The following is a 19,350-nucleotide window of genomic DNA, read 5'->3' as shown; positions in this document are numbered from 1 at the left end:
TTGGCTCCGCCTTGCTCCCTGGCAACGGGACCCTTTCAAGTGAAGGCGTCAGGCATCGAATTCTTGCGGCTTGCGATGAAAGCAAGCAGCGCCTCGTCGATATCAGGATCGAGCGCCGGCGCCTCGTAAGCGTCGAGCCAGGAGCGGCAGAGCACATTGGCGCGATCCTCGATCCGCTTGCGACCTTCGATTTCCCACTGCTCGAAAGAGTTGTTGTCGGCGAGCGCCGAGCGGTAGAAGGCCGTCTGGAAATTCGCCTGCGTATGAGCGCAGCCCAGATAGTGCGCACCCGGACCCACTTCGCGGATGGCATCCATCGCCTGACCGTCTTCGGTCAGATCGACGCCCTGTGCCATCTTCTGCATCATGCCGAGCTGGTCCTGATCGATCATGAACTTCTCGTAGCAGGCAGCAAGGCCGCCCTCGAGCCACCCGGCCGCGTGCAGGACGAAATTGGCACCGGCAAGCAGCGTCATGTTGAGCGTATTGGCGCTCTCATGGGCTGCCTGAGCATCCGGAACCTTCGACGCACAGAGTGAGCCACCCGTACGGAAGGGGAGACCCATGCGCCGTGCGAGCTGGGCAGCTCCATAGGACACCAGTGCCGGCTCCGGCGTACCGAAGGTCGGCGCACCCGACTGCATCGAGATCGAAGCGGCAAACGTCCCGAACAGCACCGGCGCACCCGGACGGATGAGCTGGGTGAACGAGGCACCAGCCAGAACTTCCGCCAGGATCTGCGTCAGCGTGCCCGCAACCGTGACCGGGCTCATTGCGCCGGACAGGATGAAAGGCGAGATGACCGAGGCCTGACCGTGACGGGCATAGACCTTGGCCGCGCCGAGCATGGTCTCGTCGAAGACCATCGGCGAGTTGGCGTTGATCAGGTTCAGAATGACGCAATTGTTTTCGACAAACTCGTCACCGAAAACGAGCTTCGCCATCGCAACCGAATCTTCCGCCCGCTCCGGTGCCGTGACCGAGCCCATGAACGGCTTGTCGGAATATTTGATGTGGCTGTAGACCATGTCGAGGTGACGCTTGTTCACCGGAATGTCGACCGGTTCGCAAACCGTGCCGCCCGACGAATGCATCGATGGCGCCATATAGGCCAGCTTCACGAAGTTGCGGAAATCCTCGAGCGTCGCATAACGGCGAACGCCTTCGAGATCGCGCACGAAAGGCGAGCCATAGACCGGCGCAAACACCGTGGCATTGCCGCCGATCTGCACGCTGCGCTCGGGATTGCGCGCATGCCAGGTGAATTCCGACGGGGCCGTCTTCAAGAGTTCGCGGCACAAACCCTTCGGGAAATGCACGCGTTCGCCCTTCACGTCGGCGCCAGCCTGTCTCCACAGCTCCAACGCTTCTGCGTCTTCACGGAATTCGATGCCGATCTCTTCGAGAACGGTGTCGGCATTGCGCTCGATCAGCTCCAGGCCTTCCTCGTCGAGGACCTCGTAGGTTTTGATCTTGCGGGTGATATAGGGCATCGACGGACCGGCACCGCCGCCGCTGCGCGATGCCCTGCGGGCCGCAGCCCCTCGTCCTTCGCCGCGTTGGCGGCGGCCTGCTCCCGGTTCTGCCGTGATGTCGTCCATGTCTGCTTCCTCGCTCGAGCGCTCGTCCGCGCTGCTTCTCTCCTCCATTATGCTATTCCAATCCGCATGTGAAACCATCCTTTATGCGCCAACCGCTTGCGTCTCACAGACATCGCCTTTTGGGCGTACTAGTCCCGGACCGTCGCTTTTCAGGGTTGCCACGTCGTAATCGAAAAGAGTTTTTCACGAACTTGAGGTTTAACTTTCGATCGGGCAGTCTCATGCCCGGCGCGACCGGAATCGCGTTTGAAAAGAAGCGGGAAGCACCACCATGGCCGAAGACGACATCATTCTTTCCGAACTCTCCGATGAAGAGCTCGTGCAGCAGATGCATGACGACCTCTATGACGGCCTCAAGGAAGAGATCGAGGAAGCGACACGTATTCTGCTCGACCGTGGCTGGGCACCCTACGACGTCCTCACCCAGGCACTCGTCGAAGGCATGCGCATCGTCGGCATCGACTTCCGCGATGGCATTCTCTTCGTGCCGGAAGTTCTCCTGTCCGCCAACGCCATGAAATCAGGCATGACGATCCTGCGCCCGCTGCTCGCCGCAACCGGCGCACCGAAGCAGGGCAAGATGGTCATCGGCACCGTCAAGGGCGACATCCATGACATCGGCAAGAACTTGGTCGGCATGATGATGGAAGGCGCCGGCTTCGACGTCATCGACCTCGGCATCAACAACCCGGTCGAAAACTATCTGGAAGCCCTGGAACGCGAAAAGCCCGATATCCTCGGCATGTCGGCACTTTTGACCACGACCATGCCCTACATGAAGGTCGTGATCGATACGATGAAGGAAAAGGGAATCCGCGACGATTATGTCGTGCTCGTCGGCGGCGCGCCGCTCAACGAGGAGTTCGGCAAGGCTGTCGGTGCCGACGCCTATTGCCGCGATGCCGCTGTCGCCGTTGAAACGGCCAAGGAATTCATTTCCCGCAAGCACAACAGCATGGGTGCTCGCGCCTGAGGTTGAGAAACAGAGAAGCCGGCCTTAGAGGCCGGCTTCTGCGTAAACGTTGTCCTGAGGGGCATTCGCCATGGATTGCCATGCGACATGCCCTCCGGCGTACAGGATGGCCGCCATCATGTAGATGGCACTGGCCTTTGCAATCGTCTGAGCGTCATGCTCCCTCTCCTGTTACAGCGCCGCTCAGGGCCTTGCCTCGCCTCGCTGGTTAGCGCGAAGCCGCAGCGTCGACGTTGCGGCCCGCAGACTGCGTCGCATCGACGGTGTTGGCAGCGTCCTGGCCAACGCCACGGATCGTATTGCCGCAGGACGACAGTGCGAAGACGGTGAGGATGAGAGCTGCGCCGGCTGTCAGTTTTTTCGCCATCATGTTGATGTACCTTCTGTATGGGTGACGAGTGGAATGCGATGGAACAACGCGCCAAATCAAAAAAGGTTCACGTGATTGCGTGCGGAGCGATTGCCCGCGAGATTCTGGCCGTCAAAGCCCTGAATGGCCTTGATCATCTGACGTTGGAATGTCTGCCCGCCATCTGGCATGTCTGGCCGGACCGCATCGCTCCGGCACTGCACGAAAAGATCGCTGAAGCCCGCGCTGCCGGCCATGACAACATCTTCATTGGTTATGCCGAATGCGGCACTCAAGGCGAAGTTGACAGAATTTGTCGCGAGGAAGGCATCGAGCGCCTGTCTGGGCCTCACTGTTATGCCTTCTTCACCGGCACCGAGAAGTTTCTCGCTGAATGCGAGACCGAATTTACCGCATTCTACCTGACCGACCTGATTACCCGCCAGTTCGAGGCCTTCGTCATCGAACCCCTGAAGCTCGACCGGCACCCCGAACTGCGCGACATGGTCTTCGGCAATTACACGAAGATCGTCTACCTCGCCCAGACCGAGGACGCCGAACTGCAAGCCAAGGCGAAATGGGCGGCAGACTATCTGAAGCTGGACTACGAATACCGCTTCACAGGCTACGGCGATCTGCAGCCTGAACTGGTTGCGGCAGCACTGGGCGCCGCCCCGGCCGCCTGATCATCTCAAATTTGGGTGACCTCTGCGTCAGCGCACCGAATTCGCAACGCTGCGACCGGCATCCTGCGTCGCGTCGACCGCATTGCCGAGATCATTGCCAATCCCGCGGATGGTGTTGCCGCAAGAGGAAAGGCCGAACATGATGGCGATGATGAGGGCGCCGACACCTGCAAAGCGCTGAGAAAAAACAGTCATCCTGATTCCCCGTCTGATCGATATCCGACGTCTTAGGTGCCCAGCACATGCGGAAAAATCAAGGCAGCGGCTTACGTCGATGATCAGATAACTCGACCTATCGCTCTTCACTCTCCCTTCACCATTCGCAAAAGCGTGACCGTGTCACCGATCCGCTTTAATTTCCCTGTAATCTACCCTTGCGACACTGCCAGTCAGGTCAACAAAGAACCAAGAGAAAACGAATGACCGACAGGGCGGAAACATGGGTGGCTGGTCTTGCCACCGCGCGTGAACACAAGCATCCCGAAAACCTCTCGGATCTTCTGGTCCGGTTGGCCCGCACGACGGACCGCAAGGTGACGATCCGCGACATCGCGATCGCGCTGCAGGACCGCTCCTTCGGCGCCTTCCTTCTGGTCTTCGCGCTTCCGAATCTCGTGCCGATGCCACCGGGTGCCACCTTCATCCTGGGGCTACCCTTGATCTTCGTCGCCTGGCAGATGATGGCCTCTCCGGGCGGGCGTGTGTTCTTTCCTCGTGTCGTAAGCGATTACGGCGTCGAGCCGCAGACCTTCGAGGCAATCGTCAAGCGTCTGGTTCCCTGGATGCGCTGGGCCGAAAAGCTGGTAGTCCCACGCTTCTGGCTGTTCGAGAGCCGCTTTGCCGAACGGCTTATCGGGGTGTTCGCGCTGATCCTCGCCATCGTCGTCTTCCTGCCGATCCCGCTCGGAAACTGGCCTCCGGCCTTTGCGCTGGCAGTCCTCGGCTTTGCCCATTCCCAGCGTGACGGTCTCGGTGTCGTCGCCGGCTGTGTGATCGGAGTGCTTTCTCTCGTCGTCGCCGCCTTTGTCGTCTACACCGCCGTGGCCGTTGTCGCGCTCGTCGTATGATGATGGAGAACGCAGCCGAACCGGAACCCCGCCGCGTAGTCGTCATGACCGCCGGCAGGCTCAATCCCATTATTGTCATCCAGCATCTCGCCAAGGCCGGCATGGATGTCCACGTTCTCCTGGAAAACCCGGAGGGAAAGGGCGAGATCACCCGACGTCGCGCACGGAGACTGGGCTGGATTACAGCGCTCGGCCAGCTTGGCACGATGATCGCCGCCCGCCTTCTGCGCCGCCTTGCGGATCGCCGTGTCGAGGCGCTGCTGGCCGAACATGATCTGGACCGCACACTGCCCGACACTGTCCCGATCCATCCGGTCACCTCGATCAACGCCCCGGAGACGAAAGTCCTCGTCGAGCAGTTGAAGCCCGGCGCCATCCTGCTCGTATCGACCCGCTTGATGTCGGCGCGTCAGCTCGCCGCCATGCCCTGCCCGGTCATCAACCTGCATGCCGGGATCAATCCGAACTATCGCGGCCAGATGGGCGGCTACTGGTCGCTGCGCGAAAACGACCCGCAAAATTTCGGCGCCACCCTGCATCTCGTCGATGCCGGAACGGATACCGGCGGCACGCTCTACGAGGTCCGCACGAAACCCGCATCATCAGACTTCATCTCCACCTATCCCCTTCTGCTGACCCTTGCCGCTCTGGACATCACCCGCCAATCGATCGACGACGCGCTCAACGGTCGCCTCGCCCCCATCAAGCCGCAAGGTCCGTCCGCCCTGCGCTTCCCACCCACTCTCTGGTCGTGGATCTGGTGCGGTCTCACGCGCCGAATCTGGTAAAAACATCAGGACTCATGGCAGCGTCGTTTTTGGCGACAAGCGACGTCGTGAAAAGCGCAGTCCGGCGAATGCCCCCCGTGCATTCTGGCACCAAAGGGAGAGAGTGGCATGGCAGACAAGATCGTCGTTTACTGGCGGGATATTCCGGCTCAGGTGATCGTCAAGCAGGGTCGCAAATCGGCCAAGCGCGAGCTCTCGCTGCGCTTCACCGAGGCGATCGACATGGCCGCGATGCGCACTGGCGCTGCGGAAACCGACGCCTATCTCGCCGACTGGCGCAAGGCCGATCCGGTTCCGGTCGGTGACGATCTCGAAGCCGAAGCCGAAACGGCAGCCGCCGAAATAGAAGCCGCCTACGACAAGGCCCGCCTCGTGGCGCTTGTCCATGCCGGAGGCCGCGACAATGGGTGAACCTGTTCTCGTGGATCCCGGCCCGCCAAAAAAGGGCAATGCCGCTCCCGCAGCCAAGGCCAAGACCGGTGCATTCACGCCGGCAGGCGTGTCTCCCAACCGCCGCGCCCGGCGCTCCTATACGATCCGCCTCTGGGCCGTACGGAATTCGCGCTTCCTCGAATGGTTCTACCGCAACTTCGCCAATGCCTTCCTCTTCCTCCATCCGGTCTGGAAGAAGCTCGGCTACAACAGGGTTGAAACGCCGGTCACCTTCGTCGAACGCAATGTGAAGGGCCTGCTTTTCGACTGTCGCATGTGTGGCCAGTGCGTCTTGTCTTCGACCGGCATGTCCTGCCCGATGAACTGTCCCAAGCAGTTGCGCAACGGACCCTGCGGCGGCGTGCGCGCCAACGGCAATTGCGAAGTCGAGCCCGACATGCCCTGCGTCTGGGTTCAGGCCTGGAACGGCTCGCGCAACATGGTCGCAGGAGACACGATCCTGAAAGTGCAGAAGCCGGTCAACCAGTCGCTGCGCGAGACATCCTCCTGGCTGCGCGTCACGGCGGAAGCCGCCGCCGAGCGGGAAAAACAGACGGCAAAGGAAGCCTGAGCATGGCCCATATCGATGAAAATCCGCTTGGGGTCCACCTGCCGCTCGATCCCCTGCCCGGCCATTCCTCGCTCGGCCGACTGGAGCGCGTCCTGCGCCGCGGCGAATTCGCCGTCACCGCCGAACTCAACCCGCCTGATAGTGCCGACCCGGAAGACGTCTATGAGCGCGCCAAGGTTTTCGACGGCTGGGTCGACGGCATCAACGCGGTCGATGCCTCCGGCGCCAATTGCCACATGTCCTCGGTCGGCATCTGCGCGCTTCTGACCCGCATGGGTTACGCCCCGATCATGCAGATCGCCTGCCGCGACAAGAACCGCATCGCCATCCAGGGCGACGTTCTCGGTGCCGCCGCCATGGGCGTCGCCAACATCATGTGCCTGACGGGTGATGGCGTTCAGGCCGGCGACCAGCCTGGCGCCAAGCCCGTCTTCGATCTCGACTGCATGTCGCTCTTGGAGACCGTGCGCACCATGCGCGACGAATCGAAGTTCCTGTCCGGCCGCAAACTGACCAGTCCGCCTAAGGTATTCCTCGGCGCCGCGATCAATCCCTTTGCCCCGCCCTATGACTTCCGCCCCTATCGGCTTGGCAAGAAGATCGAGGCCGGCGCCCAGTTCGTCCAGAGCCAGTATTGCTTCGACGTGCCGATGTTCCGCGACTATATGGCGAAGGTCCGCGACCTCGGATTCCACGAGAAATGCTACATCCTCGTCGGCGTCGGTCCGCTCGCCTCTGCCAAGACGGCCAAGTGGATCCGCTCCAACGTCCCGGGCATCCACATTCCGGACCACGTGATCGCCCGCCTCGAAGGGGCGCAGGATCAGAAGAAGGAAGGCAAGCAGCTCTGCATCGACATCATCAATGAGGTGAAGGAGATCGAGGGCGTCTCCGGCGTGCATGTCATGGCCTATCGCCAGGAGGAATATGTCGCCGAGATCGTCCATGAGTCGGGCATCCTCAAAGGCCGCCGCCCATGGAAGCGCGAGCACGGCCGCGCCGACGACATCGCTGCCCAGCGTATGCGCGAAATCGGCGCCGATCCGGTCCAGGACCAGCAGACGCTCGCAGGCCTTGCCGCCAATACCCAGCCCCATTGATTCTCCCCGGCTCTTGCCGGCACACCCCATTCCCGCCGTGCGAGAGCCGGCACCGACCGGAGGACTGAAATGACCCGCACCATCGTCGCATCCGCCACCAAGGAAATCATCATCGGTTTCGACCAGCCCTTCTGCGTCATCGGCGAGCGCATCAACCCGACGGGTCGCAAGAAGCTTGCTGCCGAAATGCAGGCTGGCAATTTCGACACGGTCATCAAGGACGCGCTGGAACAGGTCGCCGCGGGCGCCACCATGCTCGACGTCAATGCCGGCGTCACCTCCGTCAATCCGAACGAGACCGAGCCCGGCCTTCTGGTCAAGACCATGGAAATCGTCCAGGGCCTCGTCGACGTGCCGCTCGCGATCGATAGCTCCGTCACCGCCGCCATCGAGGCAGCCCTGAAGGTCGCCAAGGGGCGTCCGCTGGTCAATTCGGTCACCGGCGAGGAGGAAAAGCTCGAAGCCATCCTGCCGCTCTGCGCCAAGTACAATGTCCCGGTCGTTGCCATCTCTAACGACGAAACCGGCATCTCCCAGGATCCGGACGTCCGCTTTGCCGTCGCCAAGAAGATCGTCGAGCGCGCCATGGATTATGGCATCAAGCCGCATGACATCGTTGTCGACCCGCTGGTCATGCCGATTGGCGCCATCGGTTCGGCAGGCCTGCAGGTCTTTGCGCTGGTCCGCCGTCTGCGCGAAGAGCTGAAGGTCAACACCACCTGCGGCCTCTCCAACATCTCCTTCGGCCTGCCCCATCGTCACGGCATCAATGCCGGCTTCATCCCCATGGTCATTGGTGCCGGCATGACCTCTGCCATCATGAACCCCTGCCGCCCGCAGGAAATGGAAGCCGTCCGCGCCGCCAACGTGCTCAATGGCACCGACGAGAACTGCTACAACTGGATCAAGACCTACCGCGACTACAAGCCCGCCGAAGGCGGCGCCCACGCAGCCCCGGCCGCTTCCCCCGCCTCTGCCGCAACCGGCGGCGGCCGCCGCGGCGGCCGTGCCGCGCGTGTGGGCGGTGGCGCACCTACGGAGTGAATGAGACGCTGGCTGCTTGTCTTCTCCCCAGCGGGGAGAAGGTGGCGCGCAGCGCCGGATGAGGGGGAGCGAAGCCACCGTCTCGCAAGCAGCCCCCTCATCTGCCCTTCGGGCATCTTCTCCCCGCTGGGGAGAAGAGAAGGAAACCACTCTCCCCCTTGTGGGGGAGATATCACGCAGTGACAGAGGGGGGTATACCACCCCCGACGCCAACAATGAGGGAGACGTCCCTCGAAACTGAAAGACCCTGATGACCGAGACCGCAGATCCCCTCGTCCTCTTCATGCCCTCCGGCAAGCGTGGCCGTTTCCCCATCGGCACCACAGTGCTCGAAGCAGCGCGCACGCTTGGCGTCTACGTGGAGAGCGTTTGCGGCGGTCGCGCCACCTGCGGGCGTTGCCAGATCGAGGTCCAGGAAGGCCAGTTCGCCAAACACGGCATCACCTCGTCGAACGACCATATCTCGCCCGTCGGCCCGAAGGAAAAGCGTTACGCCGAGGTCCGCACCATCCCGGAAGGCCGCCGCCTCTCCTGCTCGGCCACCATCCAGGGCGATCTCGTCGTCGACGTGCCGCCGGATACGGTCGTCAATGCCCAGGTCATCCGCAAGGCCGCGACCGACCGCACCTTCCCGCGCAATCCGGCCATCCAGCTATGTTATGTCGAGGTTGACGAACCCGACATGCATAAGCCGCTTGGCGATCTTGACCGCCTGAACCTGATGCTGGAAAAGGACTGGGGTTTCAACGACATCCTCGTCGCTCAGCATCTCCTGCCGGATGTCCAGAAGACCTTGCGCAAGGGCAATTGGGGCGTCACCGCCGCCATCCACCGCGACCTCGACACCTCGCGCCCCAACATGATCGCGCTCTGGCCGGGGCTGCACAACGAGGCCTATGGCATCGCCTGCGACATCGGCTCGACGACGATCGCCATGCATCTCGTCTCGCTTCTGTCAGGCCGCGTCATCGCCTCCTCGGGCACGTCGAACCCGCAGATCCGCTTCGGCGAGGATCTGATGAGCCGCGTCTCCTATGTGATGATGAACCCGGATGGCCGCGAGGCGATGACCAAGGCCGTGCGTCAGGCGATCAACGATCTCACCGTCAAGGTCTGCGCGGAAGCTGGCGTCGATCCGAATGATATCCTCGACGCCGTCTTCGTCGCCAACCCGATCATGCACCACCTTTTCCTCGGAATCGACCCGACGGAACTCGGCCAGGCACCCTTTGCGCTCGCCGTCTCCGGCGCCGTGCACACCTGGTCGCGCGAGATCGATCTTGCCATCAATCATGGCGCCCGCGTCTATTGCCTCCCCTGCATCGCCGGCCATGTCGGCGCGGATGCCGCCGGCGCCACGCTCTCGGAAGGCCCGCACCGTCAGGACAAGATGATGCTGCTGGTCGATGTCGGCACCAATGCCGAGATCGTCCTTGGTAACCGCGAACGCACGGTAGCAGCCTCGTCCCCGACAGGTCCTGCCTTCGAAGGGGCCGAAATCTCCTGCGGCCAGCGCGCCGCCCCTGGCGCCATCGAGCGCGTCCGCATCGATCCTGTTACCCTCGAACCCCGCTTCAAGGTCATCGGCGTCGAGCAGTGGTCGGATGAGGAAGGCTTTGCCGAGGCCGCCGAAAAGACCGGCATCACCGGCATTTGCGGCTCGGCCATCATCGAGGTCGTCGCCGAAATGTATCTCTCCGGCGTCATCTCCACCGATGGCGTCGTCGACGGCGGCATGGCTGCGAAAAGCCATAGAATTCTCGAAAACGGCCGCACCTTCTCTTACCTGCTGCATGACGGCGCCCAGAAGATCACCGTCACCCAGAACGACGTGCGCGCCATCCAGCTCGCCAAGGCCGCCCTTTATGCCGGCATCAAGCTCCTGATGGAAAAGCTCGAAGTCGAGACCGTCGACACCATCCGCTTCGCCGGCGCCTTCGGCTCCTTCATCGATCCGAAATACGCGATGGTCTTGGGCCTCATCCCCGATTGCGAGCTTGATGAAGTCAAGGCCGTCGGCAACGCCGCCGGCACAGGCGCCCTGATGGCCCTCCTCAACCGCGACTACCGCCGCGAAATCGAGGAAACCGTCACCCGCATCGAAAAGATCGAAACAGCCCTCGAGCCGCATTTCCAGCAACTCTTCATCGACGCCATGGCGCTGCCCAACAAGGTCGATCCGTTCCCGAAGCTCGCAAGCGTCGTGACACTGCCGGAGCGGAAGGTGCTGGCGGAGGGGGATGGTGAGGGTGGCGGGCGGAGGAGAAGGAGGAGTAGGGAGTAGAAGGGGGGCGTTTTATCATGATAGGCAGCTTTCTGCCTTGAATGTGACTATAGGCCAAGAAACCGCGCCTGCATGCCTCTATAGCTCAGACACTTTCAAGCTCCACGATCCTTCAGGTCTCGGAACGGGCATACGTCGTCCTCGAAGGGTACGCGTCTTTTGCGGAACGTTGCTCCGTCAACGACAAGGGGGCTACTGATCCGATCCATCCTAAAATGCCGAAAGTCGGCGCGTCCCGGATCCCACGCCACAAGATACCAAAGCGGCGGTAGAATCAGCATGGCTTGCGGTTCAACCTCTCGGTAGGTTTGCGCGCCCTTTGCATCCTTGTAGCTGAAGCGCAGCAGTCTTCGCTGAAGGAATGCAGCCTCGAAAGCGGGAAGCAAGTCAGGATCGACCGGGCCGGCTCCCGAGATGTCTTGGAGTGGGGATAACCGGCCAACATGCAGACTGGCGAGAAGGCTACGTAGCTCACGCACCTTTTCCGGGGGAAGGGTCCGTTCGATCTTGCCAAGGCCGGAATCGGCCAGAGTGGAAAAGGGAAAGCTCTGCCCGTTCTGCATCGTGGAGACGCTGATTACCAGCGCAAACACCTCGGCGACAGAAAGTGGCGACGCAGTCTGCACTGACCGCGGTTCCAGCTGAAGGCCGCCTCCCGGCCCCGGTTCCGAATGGATGACGAAGCCCTGATCCCGCAGCGAGCTGATGTCCCGAAGCACCGTCCGGCGAGAGACCTCTACTTCTGAGGCCAACTCGTCCACTGTCGCGCTTGAGGAGCGACGGAGGGCGCGAACTATTGCATCTTGGCGGGTGCGGCTTTTCATGACCACACCCTAGCATGATTGGTGACAATTTCTGGCACCATTTGCTCGTACTGCTGATCGTGTTGAGACGCAAGGGAACAACACGATGACAAAAGGCTGCAAACATCTGCTCATTGGAGGAGCAATCATTATGGGTCTTACAGGAAATGCAACTGCCGATGATCTGGTTATAGTGAACCCGCCGAGCCTGGGTGACCCAACGTCAAAGGGTTATAGCACTGCAGTCGTTATCCCGCAGGGGAAACGCCTGGCCTTTGTATCGGGACAGGGAGGCTTCGACAGCAGAGGCCAACTTTCCCCCGATTTTGCCACCCAAGTGACGCAGGCCTACGACAATCTCGCGGTGGCCCTCGAAGCGATCGGCGCTCGACCGGATCAGGTTGCCAAGCTTACGGTTTTTGTTGTCGATCACGACATGTCCAAGCTCGGCATCCTCACGGAAAACGTAACCCGTATGTTTGGGCAAACGCTGCCGGCACAGACCATGATCTCAGTGCCAAAGCTGGCGATCGACCCGATGCTCTTCGAGGTAGAGGCAGTTGTTGCCCTGGATTGATGTCAAGGAGCTAGGGCGATCGTGACAGAGGATCTGTTCCAAGGATTGCAATCCGGCGCCTCTCAGTCGAAACAAACGGGAGTGCGTTTACCATTGGCGGTACGCATGCGTCCGCGTTCGGTCGAGGAGGTTGTCGGGCAGTCGCAGATATTGGGTCCCGGCACTCCTCTTCGACGCCTCATCGAAGGTGGCCCAGCAGCATCAATAGTGTTGTTCGGGCCTCCGGGAACCGGAAAGACGACGATCGCCCGTCTGCTCGCCGCAGTCGAGTCGCGCCACTTTGTGGCTCTGTCAGCGCTCTCCACCAGCGTCAGGGAAATACGCGAAGTTATCGACGATGGGCGGCGGCGGCGGGATCAATTCTCTCAACAGACGGTACTGTTCATAGATGAGGTGCATCGGTTCTCTAAGACCCAGCAGGACGCGCTGCTGGGTGCCGTTGAGGACCAGGTTGTGCACTTGGTGGCCGCCACGACTGAGAATCCGTCATTCTCAGTCGTGGCACCGCTCCTGTCGAGGTCGCTGGTGCTCCAGCTTCAATCACTAACCGATTCCGATATTCGTGAAGTCATTGCTTTGGCCGTGACGGATCCACGCGGACTTGACCGCCGCATCTCGATCTCGTCCGAAGCGATCGACGCGATAGTTCGTCTTGCAGCGGGGGATGCCCGCCGAGCCCTCACGGTGTTGGAGGCAAGCGCAGATGGCCTGATTTCCAAAGATAACTGCTTGGTCGATCTGAGTGCGGTGGAAAGGGTGATTGCAGAAGTCTCAGTGCGCTACGATCGCGATGGCGACCAACATCACGATGTCATAAGCGCGTTCATTAAGTCGATTAGAGGTTCCGACGCGGACGCTGCCCTCCACTATCTTGCACGGATGATTGTTGCGGGAGAAGATCCCCGATTTATCGCTAGACGGTTGATTGTCCATGCCAGTGAAGATGTCGGGCTGGCCGATTCCAGTGCCTTGGTAACTGCGGTGGCTGCGGCAGAGACTGTTGAACTCGTCGGAATGCCCGAGGCGCGCTTGGCGCTGGCGCAGGCAACAGTTTATCTAGCGACGGCCCCGAAATCGAATTCGGTCATCATGGCGATCGATGAGGCTATTTCGGATGTTCGAGCGGGCGCTGTCGGATCCATACCGGCACACCTGAGATATGGTCGCTACTCCGGCGCAAAGGCGCTGGGAAATGCAGTCGGCTACCGCTACCCGCATACGAACGCAGACGGTGTTCTCCAGCAGCAGTATCCGCCGGATCTGCTGGTTGGAAAAGACTATTATCGCCCCACCCATCGCGGTGGTGAGTTCGCTTTGCGGGACCTCGTTTCGAGACTTCGCCGAACGGTCCGCGGCGAGTTCGAGTAATCGGAGCACCCTCGTGAGAACCTCAACGCCGAAGGCGTAGCGCGACACAGGGTACCAAACCCGCCATTCCACATCGGGCACTACTAAAGCTGAATCCCGGCTCTCCTCACCCCAAAATCCCCGCCGCATCCTCCACCATCTTCGCAAGCGCCTCCGGCTTTGCACCGCGCACGGGGCTGAAATACTTCACCTTCAAATCCTTGAAGCCGCAAAAGCCCAGGATCTGGCGTCTCAGCACCTTCACCCAGCCATTGCCGTAAAACCATTTGAGGAAGAAGGTCGGCGTATCCGAGGTGATGACGACGCGGGCCTTGCGGCCTGCCAGCAACGGCTTCGGGAAGGCCTTACCCTCGATGTATTGAAAGCCGAAACCGGGCATCAGGATACGATCGAGCAGGCCCTTGAGCTGCGCCGGCGCCGATCCCCACCAGAGTGGATGCACGATCACCAGCCGGTCGCACCAGGTCAGGCTATCGGCAAAGGCCTGAAGATCCGGTTCCCATTCCATGCGCGCGCGGTAGCCTTGGCGGAGATTGGCGTCGAAATCGAGATCCTCAAGATGCACCAGCCGAACCGTCTGGCCGCGCCGCCGCGCCTCGTTGGCGATCTTTTCCGCCATGGCGCCGCACAGGGCATCCCTGGCCGGATTGCCGTTGAGAACAAGAAGCCGGGAGGGCTGTGCATCGCGCGACAGGAAGGACATGAGGAATACTCGTATTTTTGACCGTGGTCATTTTATGGAGATGAAATTGACCGTGGTCAACATATATTTGGCGTAGGCTCGACCAAAAGGATTCGCGCATGAAGCTTCGCCAAACCCGCAGCCGTCAGACCAGGGATCATATTCTGGCCGCCGCGCGAGACCTCTTTTCCCGTCAGGGTTACGAGCAGACCAGCATCGACCAGATCGCCAATGCCGCCAAAGTCGCGAAATCCAGCGTCTTTGCCCATTTCGGCGACAAGACCAATCTCCTGGCGGCCCTCGGCCTGACCGAGATCGAACAGCTGGCCGAAGCCGGCCGCAAGGGCGTCGGCATCGATCCAGAATCAATGCTCGACACCCAGATTGGCGCTTTGCTCAGCCCCTGGCTGACCTATTTCTGCCGCGAGCCGGCCTTTGCCGAGCTCTATCTCAGCCAGGCGGCCATCGTCACCGGCCCCTATACCGAGACCTTCATGCGCCTCTGCTTCGAGGTGGAAGACCAGGTCGCCGCCCTCTTCACCCGCGTCTATCCTTCTCTCACCTCAGGCGAAGCACGCCTTTACGCCCGGGGTGCCCAGGCGCTGTTCCATGAGGTCATCGTCTTCGAAATGTCGGAAGGGCTAAAGCAGTCGCGGCCAAACCCTGCGCCGCCGCAGCAGCTCTTATCTCAGATGCTGACGATCTGGGTCGACGGCGTCGCGTATCGGCGAGCCTTGAAGGCCTGACACGAAACGCCGGGCCGCCTGCGCCAGCACGTCAGGCGCAAAGCCGGAAAAGCCGATCACCAGTCCGCGCCGTTTCGTCTCGCCATGATAAAGCGGCGACAGCGCCTTGACGCCGAAACCAACGGCCCGCGCCTCAGCCGCCAGCGCCACATCGTCTTCCGCCCCGTCGAGCTCGGCCACCAGATGCAAACCCTGTTCCGGCACGGTCACCGCGAGCCGATCGCAGCGGAGCGCCTCGATGAGCGCATCCCGCGCCGCCTTCACCCGCTTGCGCGCCCGCTTGATATGCGCCGAAAAATGCCCGTCGCGCAGGAATTCCGTCAGAGCATCCTCCGCCAGCGTCGACGGGAAGCGATCCATTAGCCGGCGAATCGTCAGGATCCGCTCACTTAAGTGTCGGGGCACTACGACATAGCCGAAGCGAAAACCGGGCAGCAGCGTCTTCGAAAACGTGCCCAAATAGATCACCCGCCCCTCGCCATCGATGCCCTGAAGCGCGCTCAAGGGCGGGCCGGCAAAGCGGAACTCGCTGTCGTAATCATCCTCGATGATATAGGCTCCCGTGGCCCGCGCCCAGTCGATCAGGGCAAGCCGCCTGGCCATGGAAAGCGTCACACCCAGCGGATACTGATGCGACGGCGTCACATAGACGGCCTTGGCATCCGGCCGCGCCGCAATCCCTGAGGCCACATCGATCCCTTCGCCATCGACAGGCACCGGCGTCACGGCAATCCCCGTGCCGTCAAACAATTCGCGCGCCGCTGCATAACAGGGGTCCTCGATCCAGACCGGATCGCCGGGTTTCAGAAGTGCCCTGACAGCCAGATCCAGCCCCTGCTGCGTCCCCGCCGTCATGATCAACTGATCCGGCTCGCACACCACCCCGCGCGCCGCCTTCAGATAGGCCGCGACCTCAACACGGAGCGCATGACTTCCCGCCGGATCGTTGTAGTGGAAATGCCGCGCCGAGGGCTGCGTGAGATGCCGGTTCATCAGCATGCGGAAGATGCGAAGCGTCGTCTCGTCCGCCGTCGAACAACCGAGTGCGCCGGGCAGCGGCGCTTCCACCTCTTGGACCTCGATCACCTGCGGCTCGGACACCGCCTGCAGCAGTGGCACGGCCTCGGCCACATAGGTCCCTGCCCCCACACGCGCCTCGGCAAACCCATCCGCCACCAGCATCTCGTAAGCCGCGACAGCCGCCCCACGCGACACGCCAAACCGTTTGGCGATATCCCGCGTCGTCGGCAGCTTGTCGCCGGGCTTCATCTGGCCGCTTTCGATCAGCCCGCGCAGCGAACGATAGAGCGCCAGCCGCCGAGGCCCCTGCGCCGGCAGCATCGGCGTGCTCGCAGACCAGTCGGAATTGGTTCGGATATTTTTAGCCATTATGGATCTTCTTTGGACCAATCTATCAGACTATCCCTGCCGCATCAGCCGTCAGGAGGCAAGCATGAACGAGAGACCCGAGCCACAATCCTTCCCCGTTACCCCGCGCAACCGGGCAAAACGCCTGCATGAGCGCGCAGCCTATGACCGCGACGCCGTCTATGCCGTGCTCGATGCGGCCCTGCTCTGTCACGTCGCCTATGTCATTGACGGCCAGCCCTATTGCACGCCGACCATCCACTGGCGCGACGGCGACTGGCTGTTCTGGCACGGTTCGTCCGCCAGCCGCATGCTGAAGAGCCAGAAGTCCGGCATCCCCGTCTGCCTCACCGTCGCCCATCTCGACGGCCTGGTGCTCGCCCGCTCCGGCTTCCACCATTCCGCCAACTACCGCTCCGCCATGTGTTTTGGCACGGCCCATATCATCGACGACCCGGAGGAAAAGGCGGACGCGCTCAAAGCCGTCGTCGACCGCTTCTATCCCGGCCGCACCGACGTGTTGCGCGAAAACGACCCGCAGGAAGCCAAGGGCACCATGGTCATCGGCATGCGCATCGAGGAGGCCTCGGCAAAGGTCCGCTCAGGCGGCGTCTCCGACGACCCAGCCGATGTCGATGCCCGCGTCTGGGCCGGCGTCATCCCGGTCGAGACACGGCTCGGCCTGCCCGAAATCTGCCCCAAGGTGCCCGAAGGTGTGACCTTCCCCGACCACCTCGCCCACTTTGAAGCGGGCAGACGCCTCGACGAGGTCTTGACGGAGAGCCAGGCTCTCTACGAAAAGCAGACCTGATCCAGGCCTCCGATTGCGGGGCGCGCATCGAAAGCGAGGCCCCGCATGAAGACCCTTTACGTCGTCACCCATCCGCAATCGGTCCATCATGTCGAAGGCCGCGTCGGCGGCTGGTATGATACCGCGCTCACCGATCTCGGCCGCCGTCAGGCAGACGCGATCGCCGCCCGCATCACCGAACTCTGCGCCGAAGACACCCCGGCCCTCGTCTCCTCCGACCTCCTGCGCTGCAGCGAGACCGCCGAAATCATCGGCAGACACCTCTCCCTCACGCCCCGCCTGACGCCCGGCCTGCGCGAAATGAGCTACGGTGTCGCGGAAGGAAAGCCACAGGCCTGGCTCGACACGCGCCGCCTGCCGGTGCCCGATGAAGGCGGCCTCGACGACACCGGCGGCATCGAAGGGGCCGAAAGCCGACGCCAGACCGGCACCCGAATATACGCCGCCATGGATGCGCTGATGGCCGATCCGGCCGATGCCCTTGTCATCGTTACCCACGGCTTCGCACTGACCTTCGTCATCGCCTGGTGGATCGGCATGCCGATTGACTGCCTCGGCCGGGTCAGTTTCCCCGTCCCCTCCGGCAGCATCACCCATCTCGCGGAAAACACCCAGTGGAAGAGCCGCAGTGTGATCCAGCTCGGCGAGAAAGCCCACCTCGCCGGGATCGCCTGACACCTCACCCCACCTGCATCCACCCCTCGAGCTTCGCCCGCTGCGCCTCCGAAAACGGATGCGACTTGCGCGTCGTCTGGTCGAAATGCACCACCACCGTCTCGGCAGAGGCACAGAGCTTGGCCGCCTGAAACACCGCCTGTTGCATGGAGACCGACGACCGCCCGACGCGCGTTACCCGCGTACCGATCTCGACCTTACCCGGCCACAAAACCTCGGCGATATAGTCAATATCGAGCTTGGCCAGCACGAAGGAAAAACCCTCGTCCAGCAGCGGATCTTGCGGGTTGTAGATCAGCTCCACACGCCCCGTTTCCATGAAGGTGGCAAAGACGGCATTGTTGACATGCCCCTGCCGGTCCGTATCGCCATAACGCAGCTTGTCGTAAGCCTGCCCCGCAAAATCCTCGAGCCGCAGTGCCGGCCGCTTGTCATCCGTCATATCAAATCAAATCCTACTCGCTATTCGCCACTTAGCCAATTCCCTAACCGTTTACCGATCGCGCAGGCTTACGCCGCCATCCCGATCATCTCGGAAAAGGCATAACGCACGCTGTCGGCCACCGCCTGGATCGTCTCACTCGTCTCCTTGCCGGTGAGCAACCTGACCTCGAAGGACCCCAGCTCCGGCAGCCCGTGCTTGGAACCCAGCGCCGTCATGTCATCAGTGAGATAGCTGCGCGGAAGCGGCGCCACCGCGAGATCGGCAATCACGGCGGCCCGCTGCGCCATCGTGTGTGCCGAGAGATAGGCGATGCGATAGGGTCGCTTGTCCTTGTCGAGTCTCGCCAGCGCATCCGCCCGCCAGCAGCAGCCATCCTCCCAGATCGACACGGGCAGCGGATCGCGGATATGCGCCGTACCGCATTTGGCACCCGCCCAGACCAGTTGTTCCTGGTGGATCACCTCGCCCTCATGCACCACCTGACCCGGCGCGCAATTGACCAGTGTCAGATCCAGCCGCTGTTCGGCAAGCCTGCGCCGAAGCGCACCCGATGTATCGACCGTCAGGTCCACCATGATCAGCGGATAGAGCTCGGCAAAGCGACGCAGGATCGTCGGCATGAAGCGCTCGCCGATATCGTCGGGCGCGCCGAGCCTGACGACCCCCTTCATCTCCGGCATGCGGAAACGCCCCACCGCCTCGTTCGACAGCGCCAGCATCCGCCTCGCATAGGGAAGCAGCACCTCGCCGCTTTCGGTCAGCGTCACCGAGCGCGCATCGCGCAGGAACAGCGTCACATTCAGCTGCTCCTCAAGCTTCTTGATCTGCATCGAGACGGCCGACGGCGTGCGATAGACCCGGTCGGCGGCGGTGGTGAAACTGCCGGTCTCGGCGATTGCCACGAAGGTCCGGAGAACATCGTTGTCGAGCAGCGGAAGCGGTTGGCGCAGCATGAGAGTCATGAGGATTGACCTTCAACA

At 61.9% G+C, this 19,350-nt stretch carries 22 protein-coding genes; 14 read left to right on the top strand and 8 right to left on the bottom strand.

Features of this window, described 5'->3' with window-relative positions; translation table 11 throughout:
* Positions 1 to 35 precede the first annotated feature (35 nt).
* Entirely contained in the window at positions 36 to 1,601 is a 1,566-nt protein-coding gene (locus SJY08_RS07260; protein WP_377275172.1) for a trimethylamine methyltransferase family protein, read from the bottom strand.
* A 271-nt stretch (positions 1,602 to 1,872) separates the two neighbouring features.
* Between SJY08_RS07260 and SJY08_RS07255 the strand changes: the two genes are divergently transcribed.
* Positions 1,873 to 2,574, top strand: coding sequence for a corrinoid protein (locus SJY08_RS07255; RefSeq protein ID WP_377275171.1), 702 nt, complete (start codon positions 1,873 to 1,875; stop codon positions 2,572 to 2,574).
* Between the two features lie 208 nt (positions 2,575 to 2,782).
* Here SJY08_RS07255 and SJY08_RS07250 read toward each other — a convergent pair whose 3' ends face one another.
* Complete coding sequence (locus SJY08_RS07250; RefSeq protein WP_377275170.1) at positions 2,783 to 2,944, bottom strand: entericidin; 162 nt, start codon at positions 2,942 to 2,944, stop codon at positions 2,783 to 2,785.
* A 38-nt stretch (positions 2,945 to 2,982) separates the two neighbouring features.
* On the opposite strand from SJY08_RS07250, the gene SJY08_RS07245 reads away from it, so the two are divergent.
* The gene (locus SJY08_RS07245) at positions 2,983 to 3,609 is read left to right on the top strand and encodes a DUF1638 domain-containing protein (protein ID WP_377275169.1); all 627 of its coding nucleotides are present in this window, start codon (positions 2,983 to 2,985) and stop codon (positions 3,607 to 3,609) included.
* 27 nt (positions 3,610 to 3,636) lie between these two features.
* On the opposite strand, the gene SJY08_RS07240 is transcribed toward SJY08_RS07245, so the two are convergent.
* On the bottom strand, positions 3,637 to 3,750 hold the full coding sequence (locus SJY08_RS07240) for an entericidin (RefSeq protein ID WP_150127522.1): 114 nt from the start codon (positions 3,748 to 3,750) through the stop codon (positions 3,637 to 3,639).
* A 278-nt stretch (positions 3,751 to 4,028) separates the two neighbouring features.
* Here SJY08_RS07240 and SJY08_RS07235 point away from each other — a divergent pair, with 278 nt between their 5' ends.
* The 7 genes from SJY08_RS07235 (at position 4,029) to SJY08_RS07205 (ending at position 10,895) form a co-directional block, all read left to right on the top strand.
* Entirely contained in the window at positions 4,029 to 4,676 is a 648-nt protein-coding gene (locus SJY08_RS07235; protein WP_054151311.1) for an exopolysaccharide biosynthesis protein, read from the top strand.
* A 2-nt stretch (positions 4,677 to 4,678) separates the two neighbouring features.
* Positions 4,679 to 5,464 carry a formyl transferase gene (locus SJY08_RS07230; protein WP_377278504.1) on the top strand — a complete coding sequence of 262 codons (786 nt, stop codon included), beginning with the start codon at positions 4,679 to 4,681 and terminating at the stop codon, positions 5,462 to 5,464.
* Between the two features lie 108 nt (positions 5,465 to 5,572).
* A complete protein-coding gene (locus SJY08_RS07225; protein WP_006727754.1) occupies positions 5,573 to 5,875 on the top strand; it encodes a virulence factor in 303 nt (100 codons plus the stop codon).
* On the top strand, positions 5,868 to 6,467 hold the full coding sequence (locus tag SJY08_RS07220; RefSeq protein WP_377275168.1) for a methylenetetrahydrofolate reductase C-terminal domain-containing protein: 600 nt from the start codon (positions 5,868 to 5,870) through the stop codon (positions 6,465 to 6,467). Before SJY08_RS07225 ends, SJY08_RS07220 begins: the two co-directional genes overlap by 8 nt.
* A gap of 2 nt (positions 6,468 to 6,469) precedes the next feature.
* A complete protein-coding gene (locus tag SJY08_RS07215) occupies positions 6,470 to 7,567 on the top strand; it encodes a methylenetetrahydrofolate reductase (protein WP_069041320.1) in 1,098 nt (365 codons plus the stop codon).
* Positions 7,568 to 7,636: 69 nt separating this feature from the next.
* Positions 7,637 to 8,611 (top strand): methyltetrahydrofolate cobalamin methyltransferase, encoded by a 975-nt coding sequence (locus tag SJY08_RS07210; RefSeq protein ID WP_377275167.1) that lies wholly within the window; start codon positions 7,637 to 7,639, stop codon positions 8,609 to 8,611.
* 250 nt (positions 8,612 to 8,861) lie between these two features.
* Complete coding sequence (locus SJY08_RS07205) at positions 8,862 to 10,895, top strand: ASKHA domain-containing protein (protein ID WP_377275166.1); 2,034 nt, start codon at positions 8,862 to 8,864, stop codon at positions 10,893 to 10,895.
* Between the two features lie 95 nt (positions 10,896 to 10,990).
* On the opposite strand, the gene SJY08_RS07200 is transcribed toward SJY08_RS07205, so the two are convergent.
* Positions 10,991 to 11,719, bottom strand: a complete 729-nt coding sequence (locus SJY08_RS07200; RefSeq protein ID WP_377275165.1) for a helix-turn-helix transcriptional regulator — start codon at positions 11,717 to 11,719, stop codon at positions 10,991 to 10,993.
* A gap of 85 nt (positions 11,720 to 11,804) precedes the next feature.
* On the opposite strand from SJY08_RS07200, the gene SJY08_RS07195 reads away from it, so the two are divergent.
* Positions 11,805 to 12,275: a RidA family protein gene (locus tag SJY08_RS07195; protein WP_377275164.1), complete on the top strand. Its 471-nt coding sequence runs from the start codon at positions 11,805 to 11,807 to the stop codon at positions 12,273 to 12,275.
* Between the two features lie 21 nt (positions 12,276 to 12,296).
* Positions 12,297 to 13,643 carry a replication-associated recombination protein A gene (locus SJY08_RS07190; protein ID WP_377275163.1) on the top strand — a complete coding sequence of 449 codons (1,347 nt, stop codon included), beginning with the start codon at positions 12,297 to 12,299 and terminating at the stop codon, positions 13,641 to 13,643.
* A gap of 106 nt (positions 13,644 to 13,749) precedes the next feature.
* On the opposite strand, the gene SJY08_RS07185 is transcribed toward SJY08_RS07190, so the two are convergent.
* Complete coding sequence (locus SJY08_RS07185; protein WP_377275161.1) at positions 13,750 to 14,346, bottom strand: NAD(P)H-dependent oxidoreductase; 597 nt, start codon at positions 14,344 to 14,346, stop codon at positions 13,750 to 13,752.
* Positions 14,347 to 14,444: 98 nt separating this feature from the next.
* On the opposite strand from SJY08_RS07185, the gene SJY08_RS07180 reads away from it, so the two are divergent.
* On the top strand, positions 14,445 to 15,071 hold the full coding sequence (locus SJY08_RS07180) for a TetR/AcrR family transcriptional regulator (protein ID WP_377275160.1): 627 nt from the start codon (positions 14,445 to 14,447) through the stop codon (positions 15,069 to 15,071).
* Here the strand turns inward: SJY08_RS07180 and SJY08_RS07175 are convergent.
* Complete coding sequence (locus tag SJY08_RS07175) at positions 15,009 to 16,460, bottom strand: PLP-dependent aminotransferase family protein (protein WP_377275159.1); 1,452 nt, start codon at positions 16,458 to 16,460, stop codon at positions 15,009 to 15,011. The genes SJY08_RS07180 and SJY08_RS07175 overlap by 63 nt on opposite strands.
* A gap of 64 nt (positions 16,461 to 16,524) precedes the next feature.
* Between SJY08_RS07175 and SJY08_RS07170 the strand changes: the two genes are divergently transcribed.
* Both SJY08_RS07170 and SJY08_RS07165 read left to right on the top strand, forming a co-directional pair.
* Entirely contained in the window at positions 16,525 to 17,250 is a 726-nt protein-coding gene (locus SJY08_RS07170) for a pyridoxamine 5'-phosphate oxidase family protein (RefSeq protein WP_377275158.1), read from the top strand.
* A 45-nt stretch (positions 17,251 to 17,295) separates the two neighbouring features.
* Entirely contained in the window at positions 17,296 to 17,925 is a 630-nt protein-coding gene (locus SJY08_RS07165) for a histidine phosphatase family protein (RefSeq protein WP_377275157.1), read from the top strand.
* Positions 17,926 to 17,929: 4 nt separating this feature from the next.
* Here the strand turns inward: SJY08_RS07165 and SJY08_RS07160 are convergent, their stop codons facing one another.
* A complete protein-coding gene (locus tag SJY08_RS07160; protein ID WP_377275156.1) occupies positions 17,930 to 18,367 on the bottom strand; it encodes an acyl-CoA thioesterase in 438 nt (145 codons plus the stop codon).
* A gap of 68 nt (positions 18,368 to 18,435) precedes the next feature.
* Entirely contained in the window at positions 18,436 to 19,332 is an 897-nt protein-coding gene (locus SJY08_RS07155) for a LysR family transcriptional regulator (protein WP_054151366.1), read from the bottom strand.
* Between the last annotated feature and the right edge of the window lie 18 nt (positions 19,333 to 19,350).

Source organism: Rhizobium sp. R86522 (genome assembly GCF_042466255.1).
Lineage (GTDB): Bacteria > Pseudomonadota > Alphaproteobacteria > Rhizobiales > Rhizobiaceae > Allorhizobium.
This window is presented reverse-complemented; position numbering and strand designations above follow the sequence as displayed.

Bases quoted from the DNA above. Each gene is read 5' to 3' on its own strand.
- SJY08_RS07260 (WP_377275172.1), bottom strand. From the start codon at position 1,601: ATGGACGACATCACGGCAGAACCGGGAGCAGGCCGCCGCCAACGCGGC.
- SJY08_RS07255 (WP_377275171.1), top strand. From the start codon at position 1,873: ATGGCCGAAGACGACATCATTCTTTCCGAACTCTCCGATGAAGAGCTC.
- SJY08_RS07250 (WP_377275170.1), bottom strand. From the start codon at position 2,944: ATGATGGCGAAAAAACTGACAGCCGGCGCAGCTCTCATCCTCACCGTC.
- SJY08_RS07245 (WP_377275169.1), top strand. From the start codon at position 2,983: ATGGAACAACGCGCCAAATCAAAAAAGGTTCACGTGATTGCGTGCGGA.
- SJY08_RS07240 (WP_150127522.1), bottom strand. From the start codon at position 3,750: ATGTTCGGCCTTTCCTCTTGCGGCAACACCATCCGCGGGATTGGCAAT.
- SJY08_RS07235 (WP_054151311.1), top strand. From the start codon at position 4,029: ATGACCGACAGGGCGGAAACATGGGTGGCTGGTCTTGCCACCGCGCGT.
- SJY08_RS07230 (WP_377278504.1), top strand. From the start codon at position 4,679: ATGGAGAACGCAGCCGAACCGGAACCCCGCCGCGTAGTCGTCATGACC.
- SJY08_RS07225 (WP_006727754.1), top strand. From the start codon at position 5,573: ATGGCAGACAAGATCGTCGTTTACTGGCGGGATATTCCGGCTCAGGTG.
- SJY08_RS07220 (WP_377275168.1), top strand. From the start codon at position 5,868: ATGGGTGAACCTGTTCTCGTGGATCCCGGCCCGCCAAAAAAGGGCAAT.
- SJY08_RS07215 (WP_069041320.1), top strand. From the start codon at position 6,470: ATGGCCCATATCGATGAAAATCCGCTTGGGGTCCACCTGCCGCTCGAT.
- SJY08_RS07210 (WP_377275167.1), top strand. From the start codon at position 7,637: ATGACCCGCACCATCGTCGCATCCGCCACCAAGGAAATCATCATCGGT.
- SJY08_RS07205 (WP_377275166.1), top strand. From the start codon at position 8,862: ATGACCGAGACCGCAGATCCCCTCGTCCTCTTCATGCCCTCCGGCAAG.
- SJY08_RS07200 (WP_377275165.1), bottom strand. From the start codon at position 11,719: ATGAAAAGCCGCACCCGCCAAGATGCAATAGTTCGCGCCCTCCGTCGC.
- SJY08_RS07195 (WP_377275164.1), top strand. From the start codon at position 11,805: ATGACAAAAGGCTGCAAACATCTGCTCATTGGAGGAGCAATCATTATG.
- SJY08_RS07185 (WP_377275161.1), bottom strand. From the start codon at position 14,346: ATGTCCTTCCTGTCGCGCGATGCACAGCCCTCCCGGCTTCTTGTTCTC.
- SJY08_RS07180 (WP_377275160.1), top strand. From the start codon at position 14,445: ATGAAGCTTCGCCAAACCCGCAGCCGTCAGACCAGGGATCATATTCTG.
- SJY08_RS07175 (WP_377275159.1), bottom strand. From the start codon at position 16,460: ATGGCTAAAAATATCCGAACCAATTCCGACTGGTCTGCGAGCACGCCG.
- SJY08_RS07170 (WP_377275158.1), top strand. From the start codon at position 16,525: ATGAACGAGAGACCCGAGCCACAATCCTTCCCCGTTACCCCGCGCAAC.
- SJY08_RS07165 (WP_377275157.1), top strand. From the start codon at position 17,296: ATGAAGACCCTTTACGTCGTCACCCATCCGCAATCGGTCCATCATGTC.
- SJY08_RS07160 (WP_377275156.1), bottom strand. From the start codon at position 18,367: ATGACGGATGACAAGCGGCCGGCACTGCGGCTCGAGGATTTTGCGGGG.
- SJY08_RS07155 (WP_054151366.1), bottom strand. From the start codon at position 19,332: ATGACTCTCATGCTGCGCCAACCGCTTCCGCTGCTCGACAACGATGTT.